At 47.8% G+C, this 19972-nt stretch carries 15 protein-coding genes; 13 read left to right on the forward strand and 2 right to left on the reverse strand.

Annotated elements, in window-relative coordinates; translation table 11 throughout:
* Window positions 1-34 precede the first annotated feature (34 nt).
* From ACKU40_RS00305 to ACKU40_RS00325, 5 genes are all read left to right on the forward strand, one after another.
* Window positions 35-1726 (forward strand): glutamine--tRNA ligase/YqeY domain fusion protein, encoded by a 1692-nt coding sequence (locus ACKU40_RS00305; protein WP_320174549.1) that lies wholly within the window; start codon window positions 35-37, stop codon window positions 1724-1726.
* Between the two features lie 215 nt (window positions 1727-1941).
* Window positions 1942-3447 carry a [FeFe] hydrogenase H-cluster maturation GTPase HydF gene (gene hydF / locus ACKU40_RS00310; protein WP_320174550.1) on the forward strand — a complete coding sequence of 502 codons (1506 nt, stop codon included), beginning with the start codon at window positions 1942-1944 and terminating at the stop codon, window positions 3445-3447.
* A gap of 109 nt (window positions 3448-3556) precedes the next feature.
* Window positions 3557-4477, forward strand: a complete 921-nt coding sequence (locus tag ACKU40_RS00315) for a BMP family ABC transporter substrate-binding protein (protein ID WP_320174551.1) — start codon at window positions 3557-3559, stop codon at window positions 4475-4477.
* A gap of 16 nt (window positions 4478-4493) precedes the next feature.
* Window positions 4494-6860: a response regulator gene (locus ACKU40_RS00320; RefSeq protein ID WP_320174552.1), complete on the forward strand. Its 2367-nt coding sequence runs from the start codon at window positions 4494-4496 to the stop codon at window positions 6858-6860.
* 3 nt (window positions 6861-6863) lie between these two features.
* Window positions 6864-7181, forward strand: a complete 318-nt coding sequence (locus ACKU40_RS00325; RefSeq protein ID WP_320174553.1) for an Hpt domain-containing protein — start codon at window positions 6864-6866, stop codon at window positions 7179-7181.
* A 15-nt stretch (window positions 7182-7196) separates the two neighbouring features.
* On the opposite strand, the gene ACKU40_RS00330 is transcribed toward ACKU40_RS00325, so the two are convergent.
* The gene (locus ACKU40_RS00330; protein WP_320174554.1) at window positions 7197-8219 is read right to left on the reverse strand and encodes a DUF2156 domain-containing protein; all 1023 of its coding nucleotides are present in this window, start codon (window positions 8217-8219) and stop codon (window positions 7197-7199) included.
* 149 nt (window positions 8220-8368) lie between these two features.
* On the opposite strand from ACKU40_RS00330, the gene ACKU40_RS00335 reads away from it, so the two are divergent.
* Together ACKU40_RS00335 and ACKU40_RS00340 are read left to right on the forward strand one after the other, a co-directional pair.
* Window positions 8369-9313 (forward strand): bile acid:sodium symporter family protein, encoded by a 945-nt coding sequence (locus ACKU40_RS00335; protein WP_320174555.1) that lies wholly within the window; start codon window positions 8369-8371, stop codon window positions 9311-9313.
* On the forward strand, window positions 9297-10055 hold the full coding sequence (locus ACKU40_RS00340) for a YkgJ family cysteine cluster protein (RefSeq protein WP_320174556.1): 759 nt from the start codon (window positions 9297-9299) through the stop codon (window positions 10053-10055). The genes ACKU40_RS00335 and ACKU40_RS00340 overlap by 17 nt, the downstream gene beginning before the upstream one ends.
* 147 nt (window positions 10056-10202) lie before the next feature.
* On the opposite strand, the gene trpB is transcribed toward ACKU40_RS00340, so the two are convergent.
* Window positions 10203-11414 (reverse strand): tryptophan synthase subunit beta, encoded by a 1212-nt coding sequence (trpB, locus tag ACKU40_RS00345; RefSeq protein ID WP_320174557.1) that lies wholly within the window; start codon window positions 11412-11414, stop codon window positions 10203-10205.
* Between the two features lie 402 nt (window positions 11415-11816).
* Between trpB and fsa the strand changes: the two genes are divergently transcribed.
* The 6 genes from fsa (at window position 11817) to ACKU40_RS00375 (ending at window position 19764) form a co-directional block, all read left to right on the forward strand.
* Window positions 11817-12461 (forward strand): fructose-6-phosphate aldolase, encoded by a 645-nt coding sequence (gene fsa / locus ACKU40_RS00350; protein ID WP_320174558.1) that lies wholly within the window; start codon window positions 11817-11819, stop codon window positions 12459-12461.
* Window positions 12462-12571: 110 nt separating this feature from the next.
* Complete coding sequence (locus tag ACKU40_RS00355; RefSeq protein WP_320174559.1) at window positions 12572-13984, forward strand: glycosyltransferase family 9 protein; 1413 nt, start codon at window positions 12572-12574, stop codon at window positions 13982-13984.
* Between the two features lie 136 nt (window positions 13985-14120).
* Complete coding sequence (locus tag ACKU40_RS00360) at window positions 14121-15881, forward strand: flagellar hook-length control protein FliK (RefSeq protein ID WP_320174560.1); 1761 nt, start codon at window positions 14121-14123, stop codon at window positions 15879-15881.
* Window positions 15882-15923: 42 nt separating this feature from the next.
* Window positions 15924-16652 (forward strand): flagellar hook assembly protein FlgD, encoded by a 729-nt coding sequence (locus ACKU40_RS00365; RefSeq protein WP_320174561.1) that lies wholly within the window; start codon window positions 15924-15926, stop codon window positions 16650-16652.
* A 73-nt stretch (window positions 16653-16725) separates the two neighbouring features.
* A complete protein-coding gene (locus ACKU40_RS00370) occupies window positions 16726-18375 on the forward strand; it encodes a flagellar hook protein FlgE (protein WP_320174562.1) in 1650 nt (549 codons plus the stop codon).
* A gap of 516 nt (window positions 18376-18891) precedes the next feature.
* Window positions 18892-19764, forward strand: coding sequence for a flagellin (locus tag ACKU40_RS00375; protein WP_320174563.1), 873 nt, complete (start codon window positions 18892-18894; stop codon window positions 19762-19764).
* Window positions 19765-19972 lie beyond the last annotated feature (208 nt).

Raw genomic sequence — 19972 nt, forward strand, 5'->3', positions numbered from 1 at the left:
CAGTTGGAAGATAAAAATCAAGGATTACAGATAGATGTCAGATAATAACACCGAGTCCAATGTAGGTAAGAACTTTATTACCGCGATTATTGATAAAGATAATGAAACAGGAAAATACGAAGGCAGGGTGGCGACCCGTTTCCCTCCCGAGCCCAACGGTTACCTGCATATCGGCCATGCCAAGTCCATCTGCCTGAACTTCGGGCTTGCCAAGGATTACAAGGGTACCTGCAACCTGCGTTTTGACGATACCAACCCGGTCAAGGAAGATACTGAATATGTGGAGTCCATCGAGAAGGATGTCCGCTGGCTTGGTTTCGACTGGGAGGACAGGCTGCACTATTCCTCTGACTATTTTGACAAGCTTTATGGTTTTGCCGTCCAGTTGATCAAAGAAGGTAAAGCTTATGTGGATAGCCTCAGTGCCGAGGAAATTCGTGAATACCGGGGTACCCTCACTGAGCCGGGCAAGAACAGCCCTTACCGTGACCGCTCCGTCGAAGAAAACCTTGATCTTTTCGAACGTATGAAAAACGGTGAATTCGAAGACGGTACACACGTTCTTCGCGCTAAGATCGACATGGCTTCTCCAAATGTGATCCTGCGTGATCCCACCATCTATCGTATCAGGAAGGCCCACCATCACCGTACCGGTGATAAATGGTGCATCTATCCCATGTACGATTTTACCCATTGTATTTCCGATTCATTGGAGAAGATTACCCATTCCATCTGCACCCTTGAGTTCGAAAACAACCGTGCGCTTTACGACTGGACCCTTGAGAATCTGGGCGTCTACCGTCCGCAGCAGATTGAGTTCGCAAGGCTTAACCTGAGCTATACTGTAATGAGTAAGCGCCGTCTTATTCAGTTGGTGGAAGAAGGCCACGTTTCAGCTTGGGATGATCCGCGCATGCCGACAATTTCCGGTATGAGAAGGCGTGGTTATTCTCCTGCTTCCATTCGAAATTTCTGTGAACGCATCGGTGTGGCAAAGGCTGCCAACATGGTGGATTTTGCCCTGCTTGAGTTCTCCGTACGTGAAGATCTTAATGCCCACTCCAACAGGGTGATGGGCGTCGTTGATCCCATCAAGCTGGTTATAGATAACTATCCCGAAGGTCAGGTTGAGGAGTTCGAAGTTCAGAACAACCCAGAAGACGAATCTGCCGGAAGCCGTAAGATTCCTTTCTCCAAGACCCTGTATATTGAGCGTGATGACTTCATGGAAGATGCTCCCAAGAAGTACTTCAGGCTTTCAGTGGGACGTGAGGTTCGCCTGCGTGCTGCATATTACGTGACCTGTACTGATGTGATTAAAGATGAGAACGGTGAAGTAGTTGAACTCCGCTGTACTTATGATCCGGAAACACGCGGTGGCTGGTCCAATGACGGGCGCAAGGTTAAGGGAACTATTCATTGGGTTTCTGTGGACCATGCTGTTGAGGCTGAGGTCCGCCTTTACGAACATCTCTTCACCAAAGAGAATCCCATGGACAATAAAGACGGTTCCGACTTCAAGGATCATATCAACCCTGATTCCCTTGAAGTTCGTACAGCTTATGTCGAGCCTTCCCTTGCAAGTGTGGAACCCGGTTTCCGCTGCCAGTTTGAGAGGATCGGCTACTTCTGTGCCGATACTGACTATACTCCTGAAAAGCCGGTATTCAACAGAACAGTCACCTTGCGTGACTCTTGGAAGAAAATTGCCAATAATCAGAAATAGTATTACCGTACCTTAACGGGTACGGATAAAATTTTGCGGGGTCCTTAGGGGTCCCGCATTTTTTTTTCGTCGCTGTATACTTCCCACCCATAAAAATATGTGCGGGATAATTGGGATGAAATGTTTTGTATAAAGTGCTATTTCTTGAGTAACTAATAATACTGAATTTCGAATTGTTATTTTGATTGATCGAGATATGAACCGGAGGTCGAAGAATGACTGCTGAAATAGAGAGCGGTTCCAAGCTTGCCATAGCCATTGCCGGAAGAAGTAATGTAGGTAAATCTTCCATAATACGTGCCCTTTCAGGGATTGAGAGTGACGAAGTCAGTCCTGTGGCCAGTGAAGATGAAATGTATCCCCTTACAAGAGCGGAAATTCATCCGCTGGGCCCGGTAACCATTTATGATACCGACGCACATGTTCCCGGTGATGACCGGGCCCGGGCCATCAAAGATGCATTGTATAGTGTTGATGTTGCAGTAATTGTTACCGATGATTCAGGTATTCTTGATGAAGAACGTGAGCTGACCAATCTGTTACGTGATCGCGGAATTCCCTGTGTGATGGTTTTTAATAAGGCCGACATCAGGAGGCCCAGCCTTGCTGATATGGAATTCTGCGGTTCGCGCGGGGTACGTTTTGTTGCTACTTCCACTATTGATGGCCGGGGCATTGAACGACTCAAGAAGTCGATCATGGCTCTTGCGCCGGAAGAGAATATGCTTGATCCCGTGCTGGCCCGTGACCTTATGGGCCGGGGGGATTTTGTGGTCTGCGTGGTCTCTGAAGATCCTGTCTCGCCCAAAGGCCGGCTGGGGCTGCCCAAGTCGCAGGTGCTGCGGGAAATTCTTGATGCCGGGGGCATTGCGGTTATCGTCAAGGAAGGAGAGCTTTACCAGACTATTTCCGGTCATAAGAGGCGTCCGGCCCTTGTTATAGCCGATTCCGAACCCATTAAGAAGGTCATGGATTTGATTCCGCGCGATGTCTCTTTGACAACTTTCCCGATTCTTTTTGCCCGCCATAAGGGTAATCTGGAGCAGTTGGTACAGGGCGCTAATGCGATAGACCATCTTCAGGATGGAGATAAGGTCCTCATTGTTGAGGCCTGCCCTCACCACCCTAAAGCCGAGGACCTTGGCAAAGAAATGATCCCCGCAAGAATTGCCGGGTATACAAACCGTAATATTATTTTTGAATCAAAGACCGGGTGCGGTTTACCCATTGATCTTTCTGAGTACAAGCTTGTCGTTCATTGCGGGGCCTGCATGGCTGAAAGGGCTGACATGCTTAGAAGGATCAGGGATTGTGATCGCCAGCAGGTTCCCATTACCAACTACGGGCTTGCCGTTGCCAAGGTGGATGGAACACTTAAGCGTCTGATCGAACCTTTTTATAAGGATGAAGTTGAAGAGCGTAAGGAGTTGACCGGCAAGATCAATGTGTTCAGGGGGAGCAATTCGCAGGCTATGCATCTGGTTGTTCCTGCTGAGATACATCCTGAGAAAGCTGTCCCGTTTAACCTGATGTATTTGTTCGGAGATATCGAGGTTACAAAGGAGCACATCGGTTTTGCCTCCTTGCCCTTTGCCCGAGGAGGCCAGCAGAAGATCAAAAAGTTTGTCGAAGAACATGGATATTGTTTTTACAAATGGCCCGGACGTGTCTTGGGCGCTGATCTTGGCGGACTTCTTGATTCAGACGATGACGAAGCTTGATAATTAGGTGAAGTTCATGAGCAGGGCAAAAGTATATATTGGAATGGTTTTATTCCTTTTTATATCTGTTTTCACTTTAAGAAGTATCTCTATTTGCCATGCTGAAACCATGAAAATCGGGTTTGTAGCTTCCGGCGATACCATTAATGATAATTCTTTCAACGAGATGGTCGCGGCTGGTTTGCGGCGACTTCAAAAAGAGAGACATGTTGAATTAGTGGTCCGTAGAGGAGGGTTTACTGTAGATTCCGTTACTGAGGCTGTCGAATCCGCGATTAGCGAGGGAGCTGAAATTGTTGTGGTCAACAGTATGCCTGTCGGAAATCGTTTCGGGGAAATAGTTCTTGATCATCCTGAGGTTGTTTTCATTTTTAATGATTCTACAATTGATGGATATTCGAATGTTGTTTCAATCAATTACGCGCATGGTTCGGGATCGTGTCTGGTTGGGGCTTTATGTGCTTGGCAGACAAAAACAGGTAAAATAGGATTTATCGGTGGAAATGAGCTGCCCGTCATTACGGAATTTTTGAAAGGGTTTCAGCGTGGTGTGGAACTTTCCGGCAAGGAAGTCGAAGTTGATGTCAAGTTCGTGCGCCGGGGTAGTTCCGAGAAAGGGTTTGAAGATCCGCAGCAGGCTAATGCTTTGGCTTTGAAGATGTATGGTTCTGGGACAGATATCATTTATGCTGTAGCCGGTCTTTCCGGTAACGGCATAATTCAGGCTGCTCGCGAGACTGGTAATCTGGTTGTGGGCGTGGATTCCGATCAGGATCACCTGGCTAAGGGTACTGTCCTGACCAGTATGATGAAGAGGCTAGATGTGGCCGTATACAAGGAATGTCTTGCTGTTTTGAACGGTAACTTTACTCCGGGGCGTAAAGCATATGGTCTTGCAGACGGCGCTGTCGGATTGACTGAAATGAAATATAGTAAGAATTTGATTTCTCATGATGTTCTTCGTCTTCTTGAAAATTTGAGGAAGGATCTTGTTTCGGGTAAAATCAAGGTGGAACCTTCAGCTCAGTAAAGCGGGATGTTTTTTGATGGCTATTTTTTTCAGGATAAAGCGTAGAATTACCTTGGGTCTTGTTGGAGTGCTGGCAGCAATTTTATTGCCGCTCGGTTATGTCTTCAGCGAACTTTACCAGATGGAAATTAAAAGTGCCATTGAGTCCAAGGGGCGTTCAGTGGCTTCTCTGGTTGCTTTTTCAAGCAGTGAGGCAATACTGAACTTTCAGAATTATAAGCTTGAAGAGTTGGTTAAAAGTGCCTGTGCTGGGGAGAGTATTGTGTCCTGCACTGTGTACAGTCAGTCCGGTGCAGTTCTCAGTCAGTTTCAGGAAATGGATGAAGCAAAGAACATTTTTTATATTGAAAAACGTATTCTGAAAGATGGCGAATATTTGGGGTATGTACGTGTTGGTGCTTTGAATAACAGTCACGCCAAAAATATTTCTTTTGCACTGACTTATTTGCTGCCTTTGCTTTTCGGAGCGGCACTGCTCGGAGCGGTATGCCTGCGTCTGTTTATCAGCAGGACTGTTGTTTCTCCTGTGATCAGGCTTTCGGAACAGGCAAAACGTGCTGAAAATGGGGAGACGGTTGTTTTTGAGGGGCAGGATAGAGATGATGAGATAGGAATTCTCAGCACTTCTCTTGAACAGCTTAATTTCAAACTTATCCAAATCCAATCTGAAATAGATCAAAAGGTCAGAGAACGTACTGACGATATTAGTAAAATTAATCATAAGCTTCGAGATGAAGTGGAAATTCGCCGCAGTACTGAAAAAGATTTAAATGCTGCTCTGGAGGAGCTTTCTTTTACTGTGCGGGAGCTGGAGAAATCAAAGGAGAAATCTGAAAAAGCCAGCCAGTTTAAAAGCCAGTTTCTGGCCATGATCAGTCATGAGATCAGGACTCCTATGAATGCCATACTCGGCATGGGAGATTTGCTTCTTGGGACTGAACTTGACCCTGAACAGTTGGGCTATGTTGAAATTTTCAGGGGTTCTGGAGAACTGCTGCTCAAGATCATCAATGATATCCTTGATTTTGTACAGATTGAATCCGGCCAGATTGAGTTGGTCCCAGTTCCATTTGATCCTTCCCGTGATGTGCAAAGCGTATGTAAAAGTGTGGCCCATTCCGCACATGCAAGAGATATTGAAGTTATCTGTGACGTGGATCAGGGAGTTCCTGCACAGGTTGTGGGTGACCCGGTTCGAGTTCGTCAAATCTTGCTGAATATTGTTTCCAATGCCGTGAAGTTTACCTCCAGTGGTGAGGTTGAGGTCCGTCTTAGTGCAGAAGAGTCCGGGGAAGACTTTGAACGGTTGCTTTTTACTGTCCGTGATACCGGGATCGGAATACCAGAAGGCCGGAAGGAAAGTATTTATGAAAGTTTTGTGCAGGCCGACGGTTTAACTCCCCGTGAGTTCGGCGGTGTAGGGCTGGGGCTGGCGGCTGCTTCACGTCTGGCGGTCCTTATGGATGGTGAGATTCGTTTTGAAAGCGAAAGCGGCAAAGGCAGTATTTTTTATTTTTCTATCCCGTTTAAAAAATCTTTGTACGAACCATTACGCAGCGTAGCTGATTTTTCCGGCACGCGTGTGCTTCTTGTAGACGATAATTATACTGTGCGCGAGGTGCTGGCCAGGAGGATGCAATCCTTCGGAATTGAGGCTGTTATGGCTTCAAGTGGACCTGAGGGGCTGGAGTATCTTGCAGCTGCGGCGACCACCGATAAAGCTTACGATTTATTGTTCGTAGATAGTGATATGCCCGATATGACGGGGGTTGACTTCCTTTCAAAAGCACAGCAGAAAGGGTTGCTTCCCGGACGCGTGGCAATGATGTTTTCAGCCGGGTGTACAGAAGAAGACAGGCAGGAAGCCCGTCTTGTCGGAGCGGATTATACACTGATCAAGCCTGTTTTTGATGCTGATCTGATCCGCTGCCTTGCTTCTGTGGGTGACTCTTCCAAGGACAGGCATAGAGCCGGAAAAGGACTGAATGTCCTGCTGGTGGAAGATAATGAAAACCACCGTAAGATTCTTGAACTTTTTATTCTTGATACCGGTGCGGAGATAACTGTTGCTGTGGACGGCCTGCAGGCAGTGCAGCTTTTTAACGATAATAGCTACGACCTTGTATTTATGGATCTGGAGCTGCCGGTGCTGGATGGAATTTCGGCAGTAAAGCGGATGCGTGAGTTTGAATTAGGCAGTGAAAGACCAAAATCTATAATTGTAGCTCTTGCCGCCAGAGCATACAGTTCCAACCGGAAGGATTCAGCGCAGGCTGGCTGTGACGGATTTATATCCAAGCCGGTTAAATGGGATACCATAAGGTCCACGGTGTCGGCGGTTGCTGCTAAAGGGGATCTCCCTGAAGATATTATTCTGGAGTAGAAAATGATTTCTGGAGAAAACGCAGGACAAGACTTGTTTATCATCAATGATGATCTCAGAGAATTGATCCCGCATTTTGTAGTCCATCAGTTTGATGAGTTGGAACAGATGGAAAGCAGTCTTGAGGCTGGAGATCTGAAAGAAGTAGGGCGTCTCGGACACAGTCTGAAGGGTGCAGCCGCCAATTTTTGCCTTGATCCACTTTCCCGGCTGGGGACGGCAATTCAGGATGTTTCCAAGCTTGGTTTGGAAGATGCTCTTGAGCCTTTGGTAAAGAAGTACCGTTTCTACCTTGATGAACTGAAAATTCAAGTCAGCTGATCTCTTCTGCATTAATTACTGCAGCTCCAGTCCGCACGCAGTCGTTGCCGCTATCATTGTTCTGAACCAGCCAGCATTGCTTGCTACATAGACTTTTTGTCTTCTGCCGCAGAATTTCGATTTGTGCCTGTCATTTCCTTTGAACGGATATACTTTTTCCCCGAATTCGTAGAAGATTCGTGCAAGTTTTTGCAAAGGCCCGTATAGGTTATACCCTTGCTCCATACCTGCCAGCGGGGAAAGTCCAAGGCTTATGAATTCTTTGCCTTCTAAACGGAATTTTTCCATGGCTTGCAGGAGGGTGAATGCAGATGTCCCGTTTACCGCTCCCGAACATAACCTGTCGAAGTTATGGTAATATCCAACGGTCTTTCCTCCAGAGTATATGGGATCGAATCCGGCGAGAGCCTGTAGTTTTCCGTTTATTCTGGACCAGAAAAAACGAACACCCTCTTCATTGCTTTCAGGCAGGGGACGGGTCAGAAATGAAAATTCTTTTCCTCCTCTGTTGCTGAGCCAGTCCTGACAAAGTCTGTTTATTTCTTTCCGGTTCACTTCTGATAGTTCTTTTTCCTCTACGATAAGTCCTGATTTTTGTCCTTTGTTGTTCCATTGGCGAAGCGAACTTTTGGCTTTTCCGCTTAATGAGTATGTCTGTATGTCCAGTTCGGTTTCCACCCCGATCTGGTAAACACTGTACCTTTCATTAAAAAGTTTTTCGGCCAAAGTCTTACTGATTTGCACCAGAGTTATTTGTCCCAGACGTTCTTCAAGTTTTTTTATCAGGAATAATTGGTGGGTTGAGTCTGCTACGGGGTCCGACAATACCACTGCACTGCGTCCCTGCAGGAAATTTCTTACCTCCAGCCATGAAATATAGCCGATGGATTCATACAGTGCATGCTTAAGTCCCGGTTGGGTCGTCGAATAGGACATGCACCTGTTGCCGTACATCTTCAGATAAGGCAGTAGCGTCTGGACACATCCCGGATCATCACTGCGCAAGAAACGAAATTGTGCTGATTTGTATAAATTCATGGCTAACTAAATAAAGCTAAAGGTTTTCATCTTATTATATATCAAAATTAGAATCATATTCAAGAGGTGTGCATGCACTTGCTTGCGGGGTGCTGGATTATGCTCTACAGCAAGGTAAAGTTTTCAATTAAGGATTCGCGGGAGTAGGGATGATTTTTTTTTTATGTCGAGCTATAGAAAAACATTTTCTTTTACTGGCAGTGCTTTTGAGCTGCCTTGCTTTTCTGGAGCCGGCTCTGTTTACATGGCTTAAGCCGCATATCGCCCTCAGTCTGGGCATAATCATGTTTGGTATGGGGCTTACCCTTGATTTCAGCGATTTTGCTGCGGCGATTCGGAATTATAAAGCGGTAGGACTCGGCATCCTGCTGCAGTATACAGTCATGCCTGCCCTGGCGGTGGGGATTTCAGCTCTATGCGGATTGCCGCAGGAAGCTTTGATCGGAATGATAGTGGTCGGGGCCTGTCCCGGGGGGACTGCATCAAATGTAATTGCTCATCTGGCAAAGGCTGATGTGGCTCTTTCGGTGACCATGACCCTCGCCTCAACTTGCCTTGCGCCGATCCTGACTCCGCTAATTATCTATGTTCTTCTTAACCAGCAGATTGAAATTCCATTTCTGCCCATGGTTAAATCCGTATTCTGGATTGTCATTTTCCCGCTGGTAGACGGTTTAGTGTTGCGCAGACTTTTGCGCAGCCGGCTGGATCCGCTGCTGCATATTTTCCCTTCCATCTCCATCATTGTTATTTCCATGTTGATCGCCTGCATTATCGGTTTGAATCAGAGTATGCTGGCTTCTTTTCCGCTTCTTGTTTTCGTTGCGGTTATCCTGCACAATGCCGGAGGATTGGGAGCCGGATACGGGGTCGGCAGGCTTGCCGGATTCAGTCATCGCGAAAGCGTTACTCTCGCTATTGAAGTGGGGATGCAGAATTCCGGTCTTGGTGTGGCTTTGGCGACTAAATATTTTGGTATTGCGAGTGCCTTGCCCGGGGCTTTGTTCAGCCTCTGGCACAATATTTCGGGGATATTGCTCGCGAACCGTAACCGAGTAATTTCTTCAGGAGAGAAGAATGAAAAACAGTCTTGATGAAATCATCGACAGCGGTCTTGCTCATACCTTTCCCTTTTTTGAAGAGCACCCGGAAATGATCAAACTGTTGCGGGATATGAGTATGGCGGTGTGCGCTGATTGCGCAAGTATTACTCCCGAAATGCTGCAATTTCCTGTTTTGCTGGCAGAAAAAGGGCTTAGCCTGTTCGGTGCAAATTTCAGTGCCGTGTTGGGGCAGGTCCAGAGTCTGGACTCTGAATTCAAGGTAGCCTGTACAGCTGGATGCTCTTATTGCTGTTCCTCCCACATCACAGTGACCCCGCAGGAAGCCTTTCGTATTGCTCTCCATCTGGCGGAGAATTGTCCTGAAGATGAATTTGTAAGGCTTAGCGAGGAATGTCTGGCCGCTGCCGGTGATTTTGTTTCCGGTCAGCTTAAGGAATTTGCCCAAGAATATTTTCAGCCTTGCCCATTTTTAAAAGAAGGCCAGTGTTTCATTTATGAAGTGCGACCTATCCTTTGCCGTAATTGGATTTCAAATGATCTTGAGGCCTGCAAAAAAAGTTTCAATACAAAAAATAAAGTCACAGTTCCGCAGAATGCTTTGATCATGGTCCAGAAGGACTTGGTCTTCACCGGGCAGGCGGCTTATCTGGCAGGATTCGGCATTGAAGGCGGTATTGGATCATTTCTGCCTATGATGGCTCAGATTTTGACCGATTTCGAAGGTTCATACGCTAAATGGCTGACAGGCGAAAAGTTGAATGGGCAAATGTGAGTAATATAGAGCTATATCAATAAAAGCGGCCTGTTTTCATAAAAAAACAGGCCGCTTTGTTATTATGTGGTGGCGAAGCCTTAATGAAAGTTTTTGGGATTCTTAAACCCTTTTGCAAAAGGGTTTAAGCCGCCGGAGGCATGTCGTTTAAGGCAATTCAAGTTCGCCTCTGCTGATCATGTCTTCGATTTGAGCCACGTCTTTATCGCCGCGACCGGAAAGGTTGACGATGATGATTTTGTCCTTGTCGAGCTGCGGTGCCAGCTTGAAGGCGTGGGCCAGAGCGTGGGAGGACTCGAGTGCGGGGATGATGCCTTCGGTCTGGGAAAGTCTGAAGAATGCGTCGGTTGCTTCTTTGTCGGAGGCATGGACGTATTCAGCGCGACCGAGGTCCTTAAGATGGGAATGCTCGGGGCCTACGCTGGGGTAATCGAGACCTGCGGAAATGGAGTAAACCGGAGCAGGTTCGCCTTTTTCATCCTTGAGCATGTAGGAGTTAAAGCCGTGCATTACGCCGGGTTCTCCGAGGCAGAGGGTGGCAGCATGGTCACCCGGTTCAAGTCCGCGTCCGGAAGGTTCGACACCGATAAGATTGACGGATTCATCCGCGATAAACTCTGCAAACATTCCGATTGCGTTGGAACCGCCGCCTACGCAGGCGATGCAGTAATCGGGCAGGCGTCCTTCGTCTTCAAGGCACTGCTGTCTGGCTTCCTTACTGATCACGGACTGGAAGTCACGGACCATAACCGGATAAGGGTGGGGGCCCACAGCGGAACCGAGCAGGTAGAAGGTGTTTTCTGCATCACCGATCCATGCGGCAAGTGCTTCGTCAACGGCTTCCTTGAGAGTCTTCTGGCCGGATTTTGCGGCAACAACATCCGCACCCATCATACGCATGCGGAAAACGTTAAGCTTCTGGCGTTCCATGTCTACTTCACCCATGACGATGGTACATTTCATGCCCATGAGCGCGCAGGTTGCGGCAGTAGCTACGCCGTGTTGTCCGGCTCCGGTTTCAGCGATGATTTTTTTCTTGCCCATGCGTTTTGCCAGAAGGATCTGACCGATGGTGTTGTTTACTTTATGAGCGCCGAGATGGTTGAGGTCTTCGCGCTTGAGGTAAATTTTAGCACCGCCGAGTTCTTCGGTAAGGTTGGAACAGAGGTAGAGGGGAGTAGGACGTCCGGAATATTTTGCCAGATAGTACTGAAATTCTCTGATGAATTCAGGATCTTTTCTGAATTTTTCATATGTTTCCGCCAGCTCGTTCAGGATAGGAAGAAGCTGTTCGGGAACGTACTGTCCGCCGTATTCACCAAAAAAGCCGTCTGCATTGATAGTTGCGTTGTCAGTCATTTTTCTCTCCTGAATTTTTTCTACGACAGTGCTGTGCAGGCATAAAAAAACCGCGATCAGTTTTCACTGTCGCGGTTCTATGAAATTTTTTATTCGTTACCTGTTTTTTGAACGTAACCAACCGCGACGCATTAGCTGCGCCACCACCAAAAATAAAGGGTAAAGTTGGAGTAAGAAACGTTCATAGTGAGAAAGTATTTACCCCGCACCAGAAGAGTTGTCAACAGGGAGTCTTTTGTGAAGCTTATTTTATATTTATCTCTGTTAAACCGCGGTTATTTTTAAATATAGCTCTTTTTATCAGATTAAAAATGGGCTATGCTGAAGACAATACGTGTTGTAAAAAAATGTTTTTTTGATGGATAAGTACTATTAATATCAGAAGTTAATTGTGAGGTGTGCATGGAGTTCTTTTTGGACACAGCGAATCTTGAGGAGATCAGGAAGGCTAAGGCTCAGGGTTTGATGGATGGTGTAACTACCAACCCGACATTGCTTTCACGAGAAGGCGGAGACTGGCGGAAGCAGGCTGAAGCAATCTGTGCGGAAGTTGAAGGTCCGGTCAGTCTTGAGGTTGTTGGCGAAAGTGCCGAGGAAATGATCCGCGAGGCCGAGGAGCTTGCAGCGTTCGGCGATAACGTGGTTATCAAGGTGCCCATGACCAACGAAGGTCTGGTGGCTACGGAAAGCCTTTATCGTAAGGGTGTAAATACCAACGTGACCCTTGTGTTCTCCCCTTTGCAGGCTCTTCTGGCAGCCAAGGCCGGGGCCACTTACGTAAGTCCTTTTGTAGGGCGTCTTGACGGGATAGCCCATGACGGCATGGAGCTTATTCGTCAGATTCGTACTATCTTTGATAATTATGATTTTCCAACCAAGATTCTGGTGGCATCAATCCGCCACCCCATGCATGTGCTCGATTCTGCACTGATCGGTGCTGATGTCGCCACCATCCCATATAATGTAATCAGCCAGCTGGCCGCCCATCCCCTGACTGATAAGGGGCTGGCGGCTTTTAATGCTGACTGGGAAAAGCTTACCAAGTAATTTTGGTAAGTATCTTTGACTTCAACCCCGGTCCTTTACACAAAGGACCGGGGTTTTTTGCTACCTGTCTCACCATAGAATTTTATAAAATATTACTGTAAACTGCGTCCATGTCCAAACGTCCTATACTTGTTCTTCAAATGCAGCGCATGGGGGATTTAATCCTCTCTTTTCCGCTTTTTCTTTGGTTGGAGAGAACCTATCCCGGCCATCCTATCTGGGTGGTTGCCGAGGAAAAATTTTTCCGTCCTCTCATGACGATCAGTCCGAGAGTCACCTATTTCCCTTGGGAAGGTGTTCAGGTCCTGCGTCAGAATAAGTATGAGTTGATTGTTAACCTTAGTATCCGAAGTCAAGCTGCAACCCTTGCCGGGGAGTTGCAGGCTGAAGCCAAACTCGGTCCGGTGGCATTCAAGGGAGGGGTAACCCACATCTTGGGGAACTGGCAGCTTTACCGGGCCAGCGTGGTCGAGAATAATCGCCATAATCTTTTTCATTGGGCTGATTTGAATGCTTTGGATTGTGTTCCTCTTAGCTCTCTAGCCAGCACTAAATGGCCTCTTCCGCGCACTTTGCATAAGGATTCCAATCGAATCGGTCTTTTTCTGGGAGCCAGCGAAGAAGCCAAGCGGCCTTCGGTCAAGTTCTGGGCTGATTTATGTTCGGAGTTGCTGGGCAGGGGGCTTCGGCCTGTATTGTTCGGCGGGCCTATGGAGCAGGGAATGGGGCAGGAAGTCGCCAGATTGTGTAAAGGTCCTGTTCTGGATATGTCCGGTAAACTTAAGCTTGGGGAATTGATTGCCGTGGGGCAGTCTTTACAACTTTTAATTACCCCGGATACCGGCCCCATGCATCTGGCGGCATGGTCGGGTTTGAAGGTACTCAACCTTTCCATGGGCAATGTTAATCCGTGGGAGACCGGGCCGTATCAGAACGATCATTTTATCCTGCGTTCCACTATGAGTTGTGCCCTTGGGTGCTGGTCCTGCACCCGCGATCAATTGTATTGCCATTCCCCGTTTACGCCTTCCCGTATAGCTGTGGCTGCCAAGCGTATGATTGTAGAGGACCGGGCCAGTTTACAGAAGATCAATATGCCCGGATTGCGTATGTTTTTAACTGCGCGCAATGCCGATGGATTATATCGGTTGAACCAGTTGAGCGGTAGCAAGGCGCAGGCCGGAGATTTACTGGGGCAGTTCTGGCAGCAGTATTTCGGTGCTGTGTTCGGCTTGTGGCCTGCTGATGGCTCAGAGCAGGTCTGGGCTGAATTTGCTGCACAGAAACCGGAGCTTGCCGCTAAGATGGGGGCACATCTGCCGCGTCTGGGTAAAGAGTTCAGCCGCGGGCTGGCCCGAAGTGCTCCGCTGGATGATTCCTTTTGGAATTCATGTCCTTTGATCTTGAGGCAATATACAGGTTTTATTCAACTTTTTCTGCAAAACAATGACTACAGCCGCGAATCGTGGATCAGAGTTCTCTCTTATTATGAACAGCTTGCTGCGATTCTTAGCAAAAACTGAACAGCACTGAATAATTTTCCTTAAAAGGGAAGAATCTTCCACCATGTTAGGGGATTGTTATCTCCTAATATTCTGAAATAATGTATTTTTATTTTTGGCACGCCTCGTGAATAAAGAAAGGTCGAGGAGTCAGAATATGAAAATACTTCCACATCACGAACAAACTAATCAGGGCTTGAGCAGTCTTCTGGACAGAACATCACTGTCTGAGGAGACTTTTCGCTCATCTATGTTCGACAATTTCCTTTATTCCAGTCAGGCCGAGGCTCAGGCAGCATACCAGCCTGTTCAGAATATTGTTAATGAAGCCGCATCCGTTTATGAGGACGCGACTTCCCGTACTAAGTCTGAAGACGCAGCCAAGTGTATTGATGAAGCCGCGGAAAATGTTGCCATGCAGTCTGTTGAAGAACAGCCGCAGGATCTCAAGGTCAGCCGCGAAGACTGGAATGAAATTAAGGAAGAGCTTGAAGAGTACGGTCTCGATAAGAAAGATATCGCCGACCTTGAACAAAAAGTGATGAGCGAGAACGGCATTACCTACGGCCAGTTGGTGTCTGAAATTTCAGGCATGATGAAAGGCATGAAGGGTATCACGCTTAGTCCGGTCCAAGAACAGAACCTGAATTCAATATTTTCCCAGCTCGGTTTTACCCCGGATGAATCCAAGGGGCTCTTGGCTACTATCCGTCAGGGTAAGCTTGGTGATGTAGTTGAGAAAATGCAGGCCAAGCTGGCAGCTATGCCTGACTCCGAAAAGCTTCAACTTTCTGAAGATGAAACCAAGACCTTGACCGACCTGTTCAAGCTGAAAGGCGATGCAGGTAAGAAGATCACCCAGCTGTTAACCGCAGAAGGTGCTACCGCCGGTGATTTCAAAAAAGGTTTTTCTGTTCTTAAGTCGGCTCTTGCTCAGCAGCAGGCCGAGCAGGACGGAAAGGATCTCAAGTTGGTCAAGACTGTAGCTGAATCCCTGCATTCTGCCATGGAAAAAGCTTCCGATCAGTCTCCGAGTACTATGCGCATGGCTTCGGCTGAGGTGATTAGCAACTCCATGGGAGCGGCAAAGGATGTCAGTGAGAGTGTTAAGCAGGATGGGCAGAACGGACAGAACGGACAGAACGAAGAAAATCCTGCCCAGAAAGATAACAATCCTTCCAAGAATGGTGCCTCTTTTAAGGGCGATGCCAATGCCGGTAAACAGAATGCCGGACAGACTGAAAATAAGAATTCCAACCGTCACTGGCTGGAGCAGCTTCTTTCAGATTCCGATGATCAGGATAGCTGGAATGATTTCTTCGGCAAGCTTTCTGATGAATCCTTTGTGAAGGGCGAAGGAAATCTCAACGGCAATATCTTCGGTAACGGATTTGGTGCCCTGCAGAGTGCAGTCAAGTCAGCTCAGGCCGGTAAGACTGATACCATGTGGGAAAAAACTGCCCGCTCCAACATATTGGAGCAGGTTCAGGAAGGTGTTTTCAAGAATCTAGGTCAGGGTCGCAAGCAGCTCACATTGCAGCTCAATCCTCACAATCTCGGCACTGTAAACGTAATGTTGCAGGTAAAGAACAAGGATGTTCAGGCTACCATCAGAGCGGAAAATCCTGACACGGCGAAAGTTATTGCCGAGCAGCTTGAAGTTGTGAAGCAGGCATTGGAAGAGCAGGGCCTCAAAGTGGAAAAACTTGAAGTCCAGACCGGTATTTCAGATAGCCAGACGGACTCTTCATGGAAAAATGCTGAGGATCATAACGCTGCGCAATATCAGGAAATGATGTCCGAAATGCGTAAGCGTTGGCATACTTTGAGACAAGAAGGAACCTCTTTGGCCCGGGAAATGCAAACTGTAGCTCAGAAGGCACAAATTTCCCAGAGCGGGCTTTATATAGTGGCTTAACATAAATTTAGCCCCGCTTAGCAAAAATTAAGAGGTGTAGTCATGGGATACGTAGGGTTCAGTAACATACTTGGCAGGGCGGAAGCCGACTTGGCAGCAAGCAACCAGCCAACGCATAAAAATCAGCTGGGACAGGACGACTTTCTGAAGCTTCTCCTTACCCAGATGCAGAACCAGGATCCTGCAAACCCCATGGAAGATAAAGAGTACATGGCGCAGATGGCACAGTTCTCCAGTCTTGAACAGCTTACTCAGGTGAACAGCAACATCAAGACAATGATCGATAACAATGCTCAGGACCAGATGGTTTCCGCAGTTGGCTTCATCGGCAAAGAAGTAAAAGCGGAAGGTTATTCCATCAGTCGCGATAACGGAAAGATCAGTAAGGTCTTCTACGGTCTCGGTGAGCCTGTGGCAAATGCGTTCATCAATATTTACGATAACGATAAAAACCTTGTCCGCACTGTTCAGCTCGGCTCAAAGGCTGAAGGGACTTTTGAGTTCGAATGGGACGGTAAGAACTGGGCTGGCAAGGATGTTCCGGACGGTGTTTACACCATCGCCATGGCAGCGGAAGACGCTGAGGGCAGTCCGGTAATGGTAAAGACGGAAGTCAGTGGTGAAGTCACCGGAGTTGTTTCCGAGAGCGGGCAGCAATACCTGCACCTTAAAGACGGTCGCTACATCAACTTCCTCAACATCAGAGAAGTAGTAAGTCCGACGGATGTCTCTGATTCATCAAGTGAATCATCCGAATCATCTTCAAGCTAATCAGGCCAACGGCATGGCCCGGCTTAAGAGATAGGAAAACATTCGCGAGTCAACAGGACTTTAGGAGGTTCTTATGGGTTTATCAGCATCATTATTCTCAGGAATCACAGGTTTACAGGCCCACGGCGACAAGATGTCCGTGCTTGGTAACAACATCGCAAACGTAAACACAGTCGGTTTTAAAAGTGCCAAAATGCACTTTGAAGACGCCATCAGTCAGGACATGTCCACAGCTACCGGTGTTGCACAGGTAGGTCGAGGCGTGCAGGTTGGGGCAATTTATGCCGACTTCGCTCAGGGGTCCTTTGAAACAACCTCTGAGTCCACCGACCTCGCAATCGGTGGTGACGGATTTTTCATAGTCTCTCCCAAAGATGAAGAGACTTCCTACTACACCAGAGCCGGTAACTTCCGTTTCGACAAAGACGGTTACCTTACCGACCCGCACGGTTATGTGCTGCAAGGCTGGCAGGTACAGGATGAAAGTAATTCACAGGTAGCCACCGGCGCCAGTGTAAGTACTAGTAATGCTGTACGTACCGTTGGTGTGCCTACCGATATCAGGCTGGAGAATTTTCAGTCCGCACCGAAGGCTACCACTACCATTAATATGATCACCAACCTTGATTCACAGGAAGCCAGCCGCTCAACTGACAGCACCGCTCCCTATCTTTCCCTCTTTAATTCATGGGACGGAGCTGCGGAGCCGCCTCTTGGTGATTCCTTGTACGGCTACCAGTCCACTATCAAGGTTTATGACGCTAACGGTTCTGCCCATAACGTGACCACTTATTTCGACCAGGTTACCCTTAGTAACGCCGGCGGTAAGAAGGTCTGGGAATTTATCGTAACCTGCGACCCGGAAGAAGACGGTCGTATCTCCGATGACGGTGTAAACTTTGCCGGAACTTCTGCAGCAGGACTGCTCATGACCGGTACCATGACTTTCAACGCAGCCGGTGACCTGACCGGTGTATCGGCCTTTACCCTTAAGAGTAACGGCGGTACCGCAGCAGCTGACCTCAGGAATGCTGATGAATGGACTCTGGCCGAATTCTCACAAGACGGCTTACCGGTTCTGACAGCCAACTTCCTGTCACGGTCCAATGCAAGTTTTACTGATGCCAGCAATGATCCGGTAACTATTGAGATGAATTTCGGATTAAACAACAAAGATCTCTCAGGTACCGGAACAACTAAAGGTTGGGGTGGGGCAACTGTCTCAAACGCGAGCCTGCTCGGCACCAACATTACTGACATCAGTAATATCCCCAACTTCGGTGATGCTGAGAAGAGCGCACTTGCTACTACCAGTTACAGCTCCGGTTCCACCACTTTGTTCCAGTCTCAGGACGGTTACACCGCAGGTTTCCTGCAGAGTACTTCTGTCAGCAGGGACGGAGTTCTGACCGGACGTTATTCCAACGGTCAGATTCAGGAACTCTACGTATTGACCATCGCTTCATTCAATAATGATTGGGGGCTGAGGCGTGAAGGCGGTAACCTTTTTACTCAGACAAGAGAATCGGGAGACGCTTTGACCGGCTTGCCAAACAGTAGCGGTAAGGGTTCTATCGCCTCGAACTCTCTTGAAATGTCCAACGTGGACCTTGCGGTCGAGTTCGTAAGCATGATCACAACCCAGCGTGGTTTTCAGGCTAACTCCAAGGTTATCACAACAACCGACTCCATGATGGGCGAGCTCATCCAGCTCAAGCGCTAACGTGAATAAGGTGTCCTAATGATGCTGAATATATAGGAAAACTCCTTCTACAACCTCCGCAGTCGGGATTGACTCCCCCGACTGCACAGGTACCCGGAAACCCCGCTGCCGAATATGCCGTTTCGGAAGTGGGGTTTTCATTTTTTGTTTCCGGTTTCTCTTAAGAAAGATTTTTCCTTTCATTAATCCGTTTGTGTTTCTTGATATTTCTTTTTGATGCAGTTTGTGGGTGCTGCGGCAGTAAATGCCTAGTTGACATGGGGTGTTTGATTTTAAAGCATTAAATAACAGATGCTTATGTAGAAAAGGGATGGCTTTTCCCTTTGTTCTGAAAAATGACGGTCAATGAGCTGAAAGGGCGGGAAAAAATTGACTCTTCAGCCGAATATAAAGAAGTCTAGACTTTATATATATAAGTAATATACTGAATTTTAATGAAAAAAATATTTTGGCACGTGCTCTGCTTAAGGTTGGTTAACAAAAACGGAATTTTGTGAACTACAAGGAGGTTCAGATATGTCCTTAGTCATCAACCACAACCTTATGGCAATGCATGCCTCGCGCAACCTGCAGGAAGCGTACGGCAACCTCGGCACTTCAACTCGTCGCCTCTCCTCCGGTTTGAGAGTCGGCACCGCAGCTGACGATGCTGCCGGTCTCGCAATTCGTGAACTTATGCGCGCTGACGTTAAGTCCCTCAACCAGGGTATGAGAAACGCCAACGACGCTATCTCCATGATTCAGACCGCAGACGGTGCGCTGCAGGTAATCGATGAAAAGCTCATCCGTATGAAAGAGCTGGCAACTCAGGCATCCACCGGTACCTACAACTCTGACCAGCGTCTTATCATCGATTCTGAATTTCAGGCTATGGCCTCGGAAATTACCCGTATCGCAAATGCTACCGACTTCAACGGTATCCACCTGCTTAACGGTAACCTTTCAGGGGCCACCGGCACTCATAACGGTAACGGACTCCACTCCACCGGTCCGCTGAAGGTACACTTCGGAACAGGTAACGATTCCGCAGAAGACTACTATTACATCGCAATCGGTGAATCCACCGCTTCAGCCCTTGGTGTGCAGACTTCAATCTCCACTCAGGCTCTGGCACAGGCTGCTCTGGATAAGCTCCAGCAGGCAATTATTTCAAAAGATAAGATTCGTGCGAACCTCGGTGCCATGCAGAACAGGTTGGAAAATACCATTACCAACCTCTCTATTCAGGCAGAAAACGTTCAGGCTGCTGAATCCCGTATCTCAGACGTGGACGTAGCAACTGAAATGACCGAATTCGTACGTAACCAGATTCTCACTCAGTCCGCGGTAGCGATGCTCTCGCAGGCTAACTCACTGCCGAAGATGGCAATGCAGCTCATTGGCGGCTAAAACCGCTTGAGATAATCGGGTGAAGATTAAGGACTGTGGAGGCGATTGATCACCGCCTCCCAGTCCTTGAACATTTTCAGACTGTCGAGAAAGCACCATCTGCTTCGTTGCTGCAAAAAAAGCTGAAACTCACGTATGTTTGTATACGCATCGTTCCAGCCTTTTTTTTGCGCCTCGCATCTGGCACTTTCTCGCCACCCTGAATAGA

Origin of the sequence: Maridesulfovibrio sp. (assembly GCF_963666665.1) — a bacterium.
Classification (GTDB): Bacteria; Desulfobacterota; Desulfovibrionia; order Desulfovibrionales; family Desulfovibrionaceae; genus Maridesulfovibrio.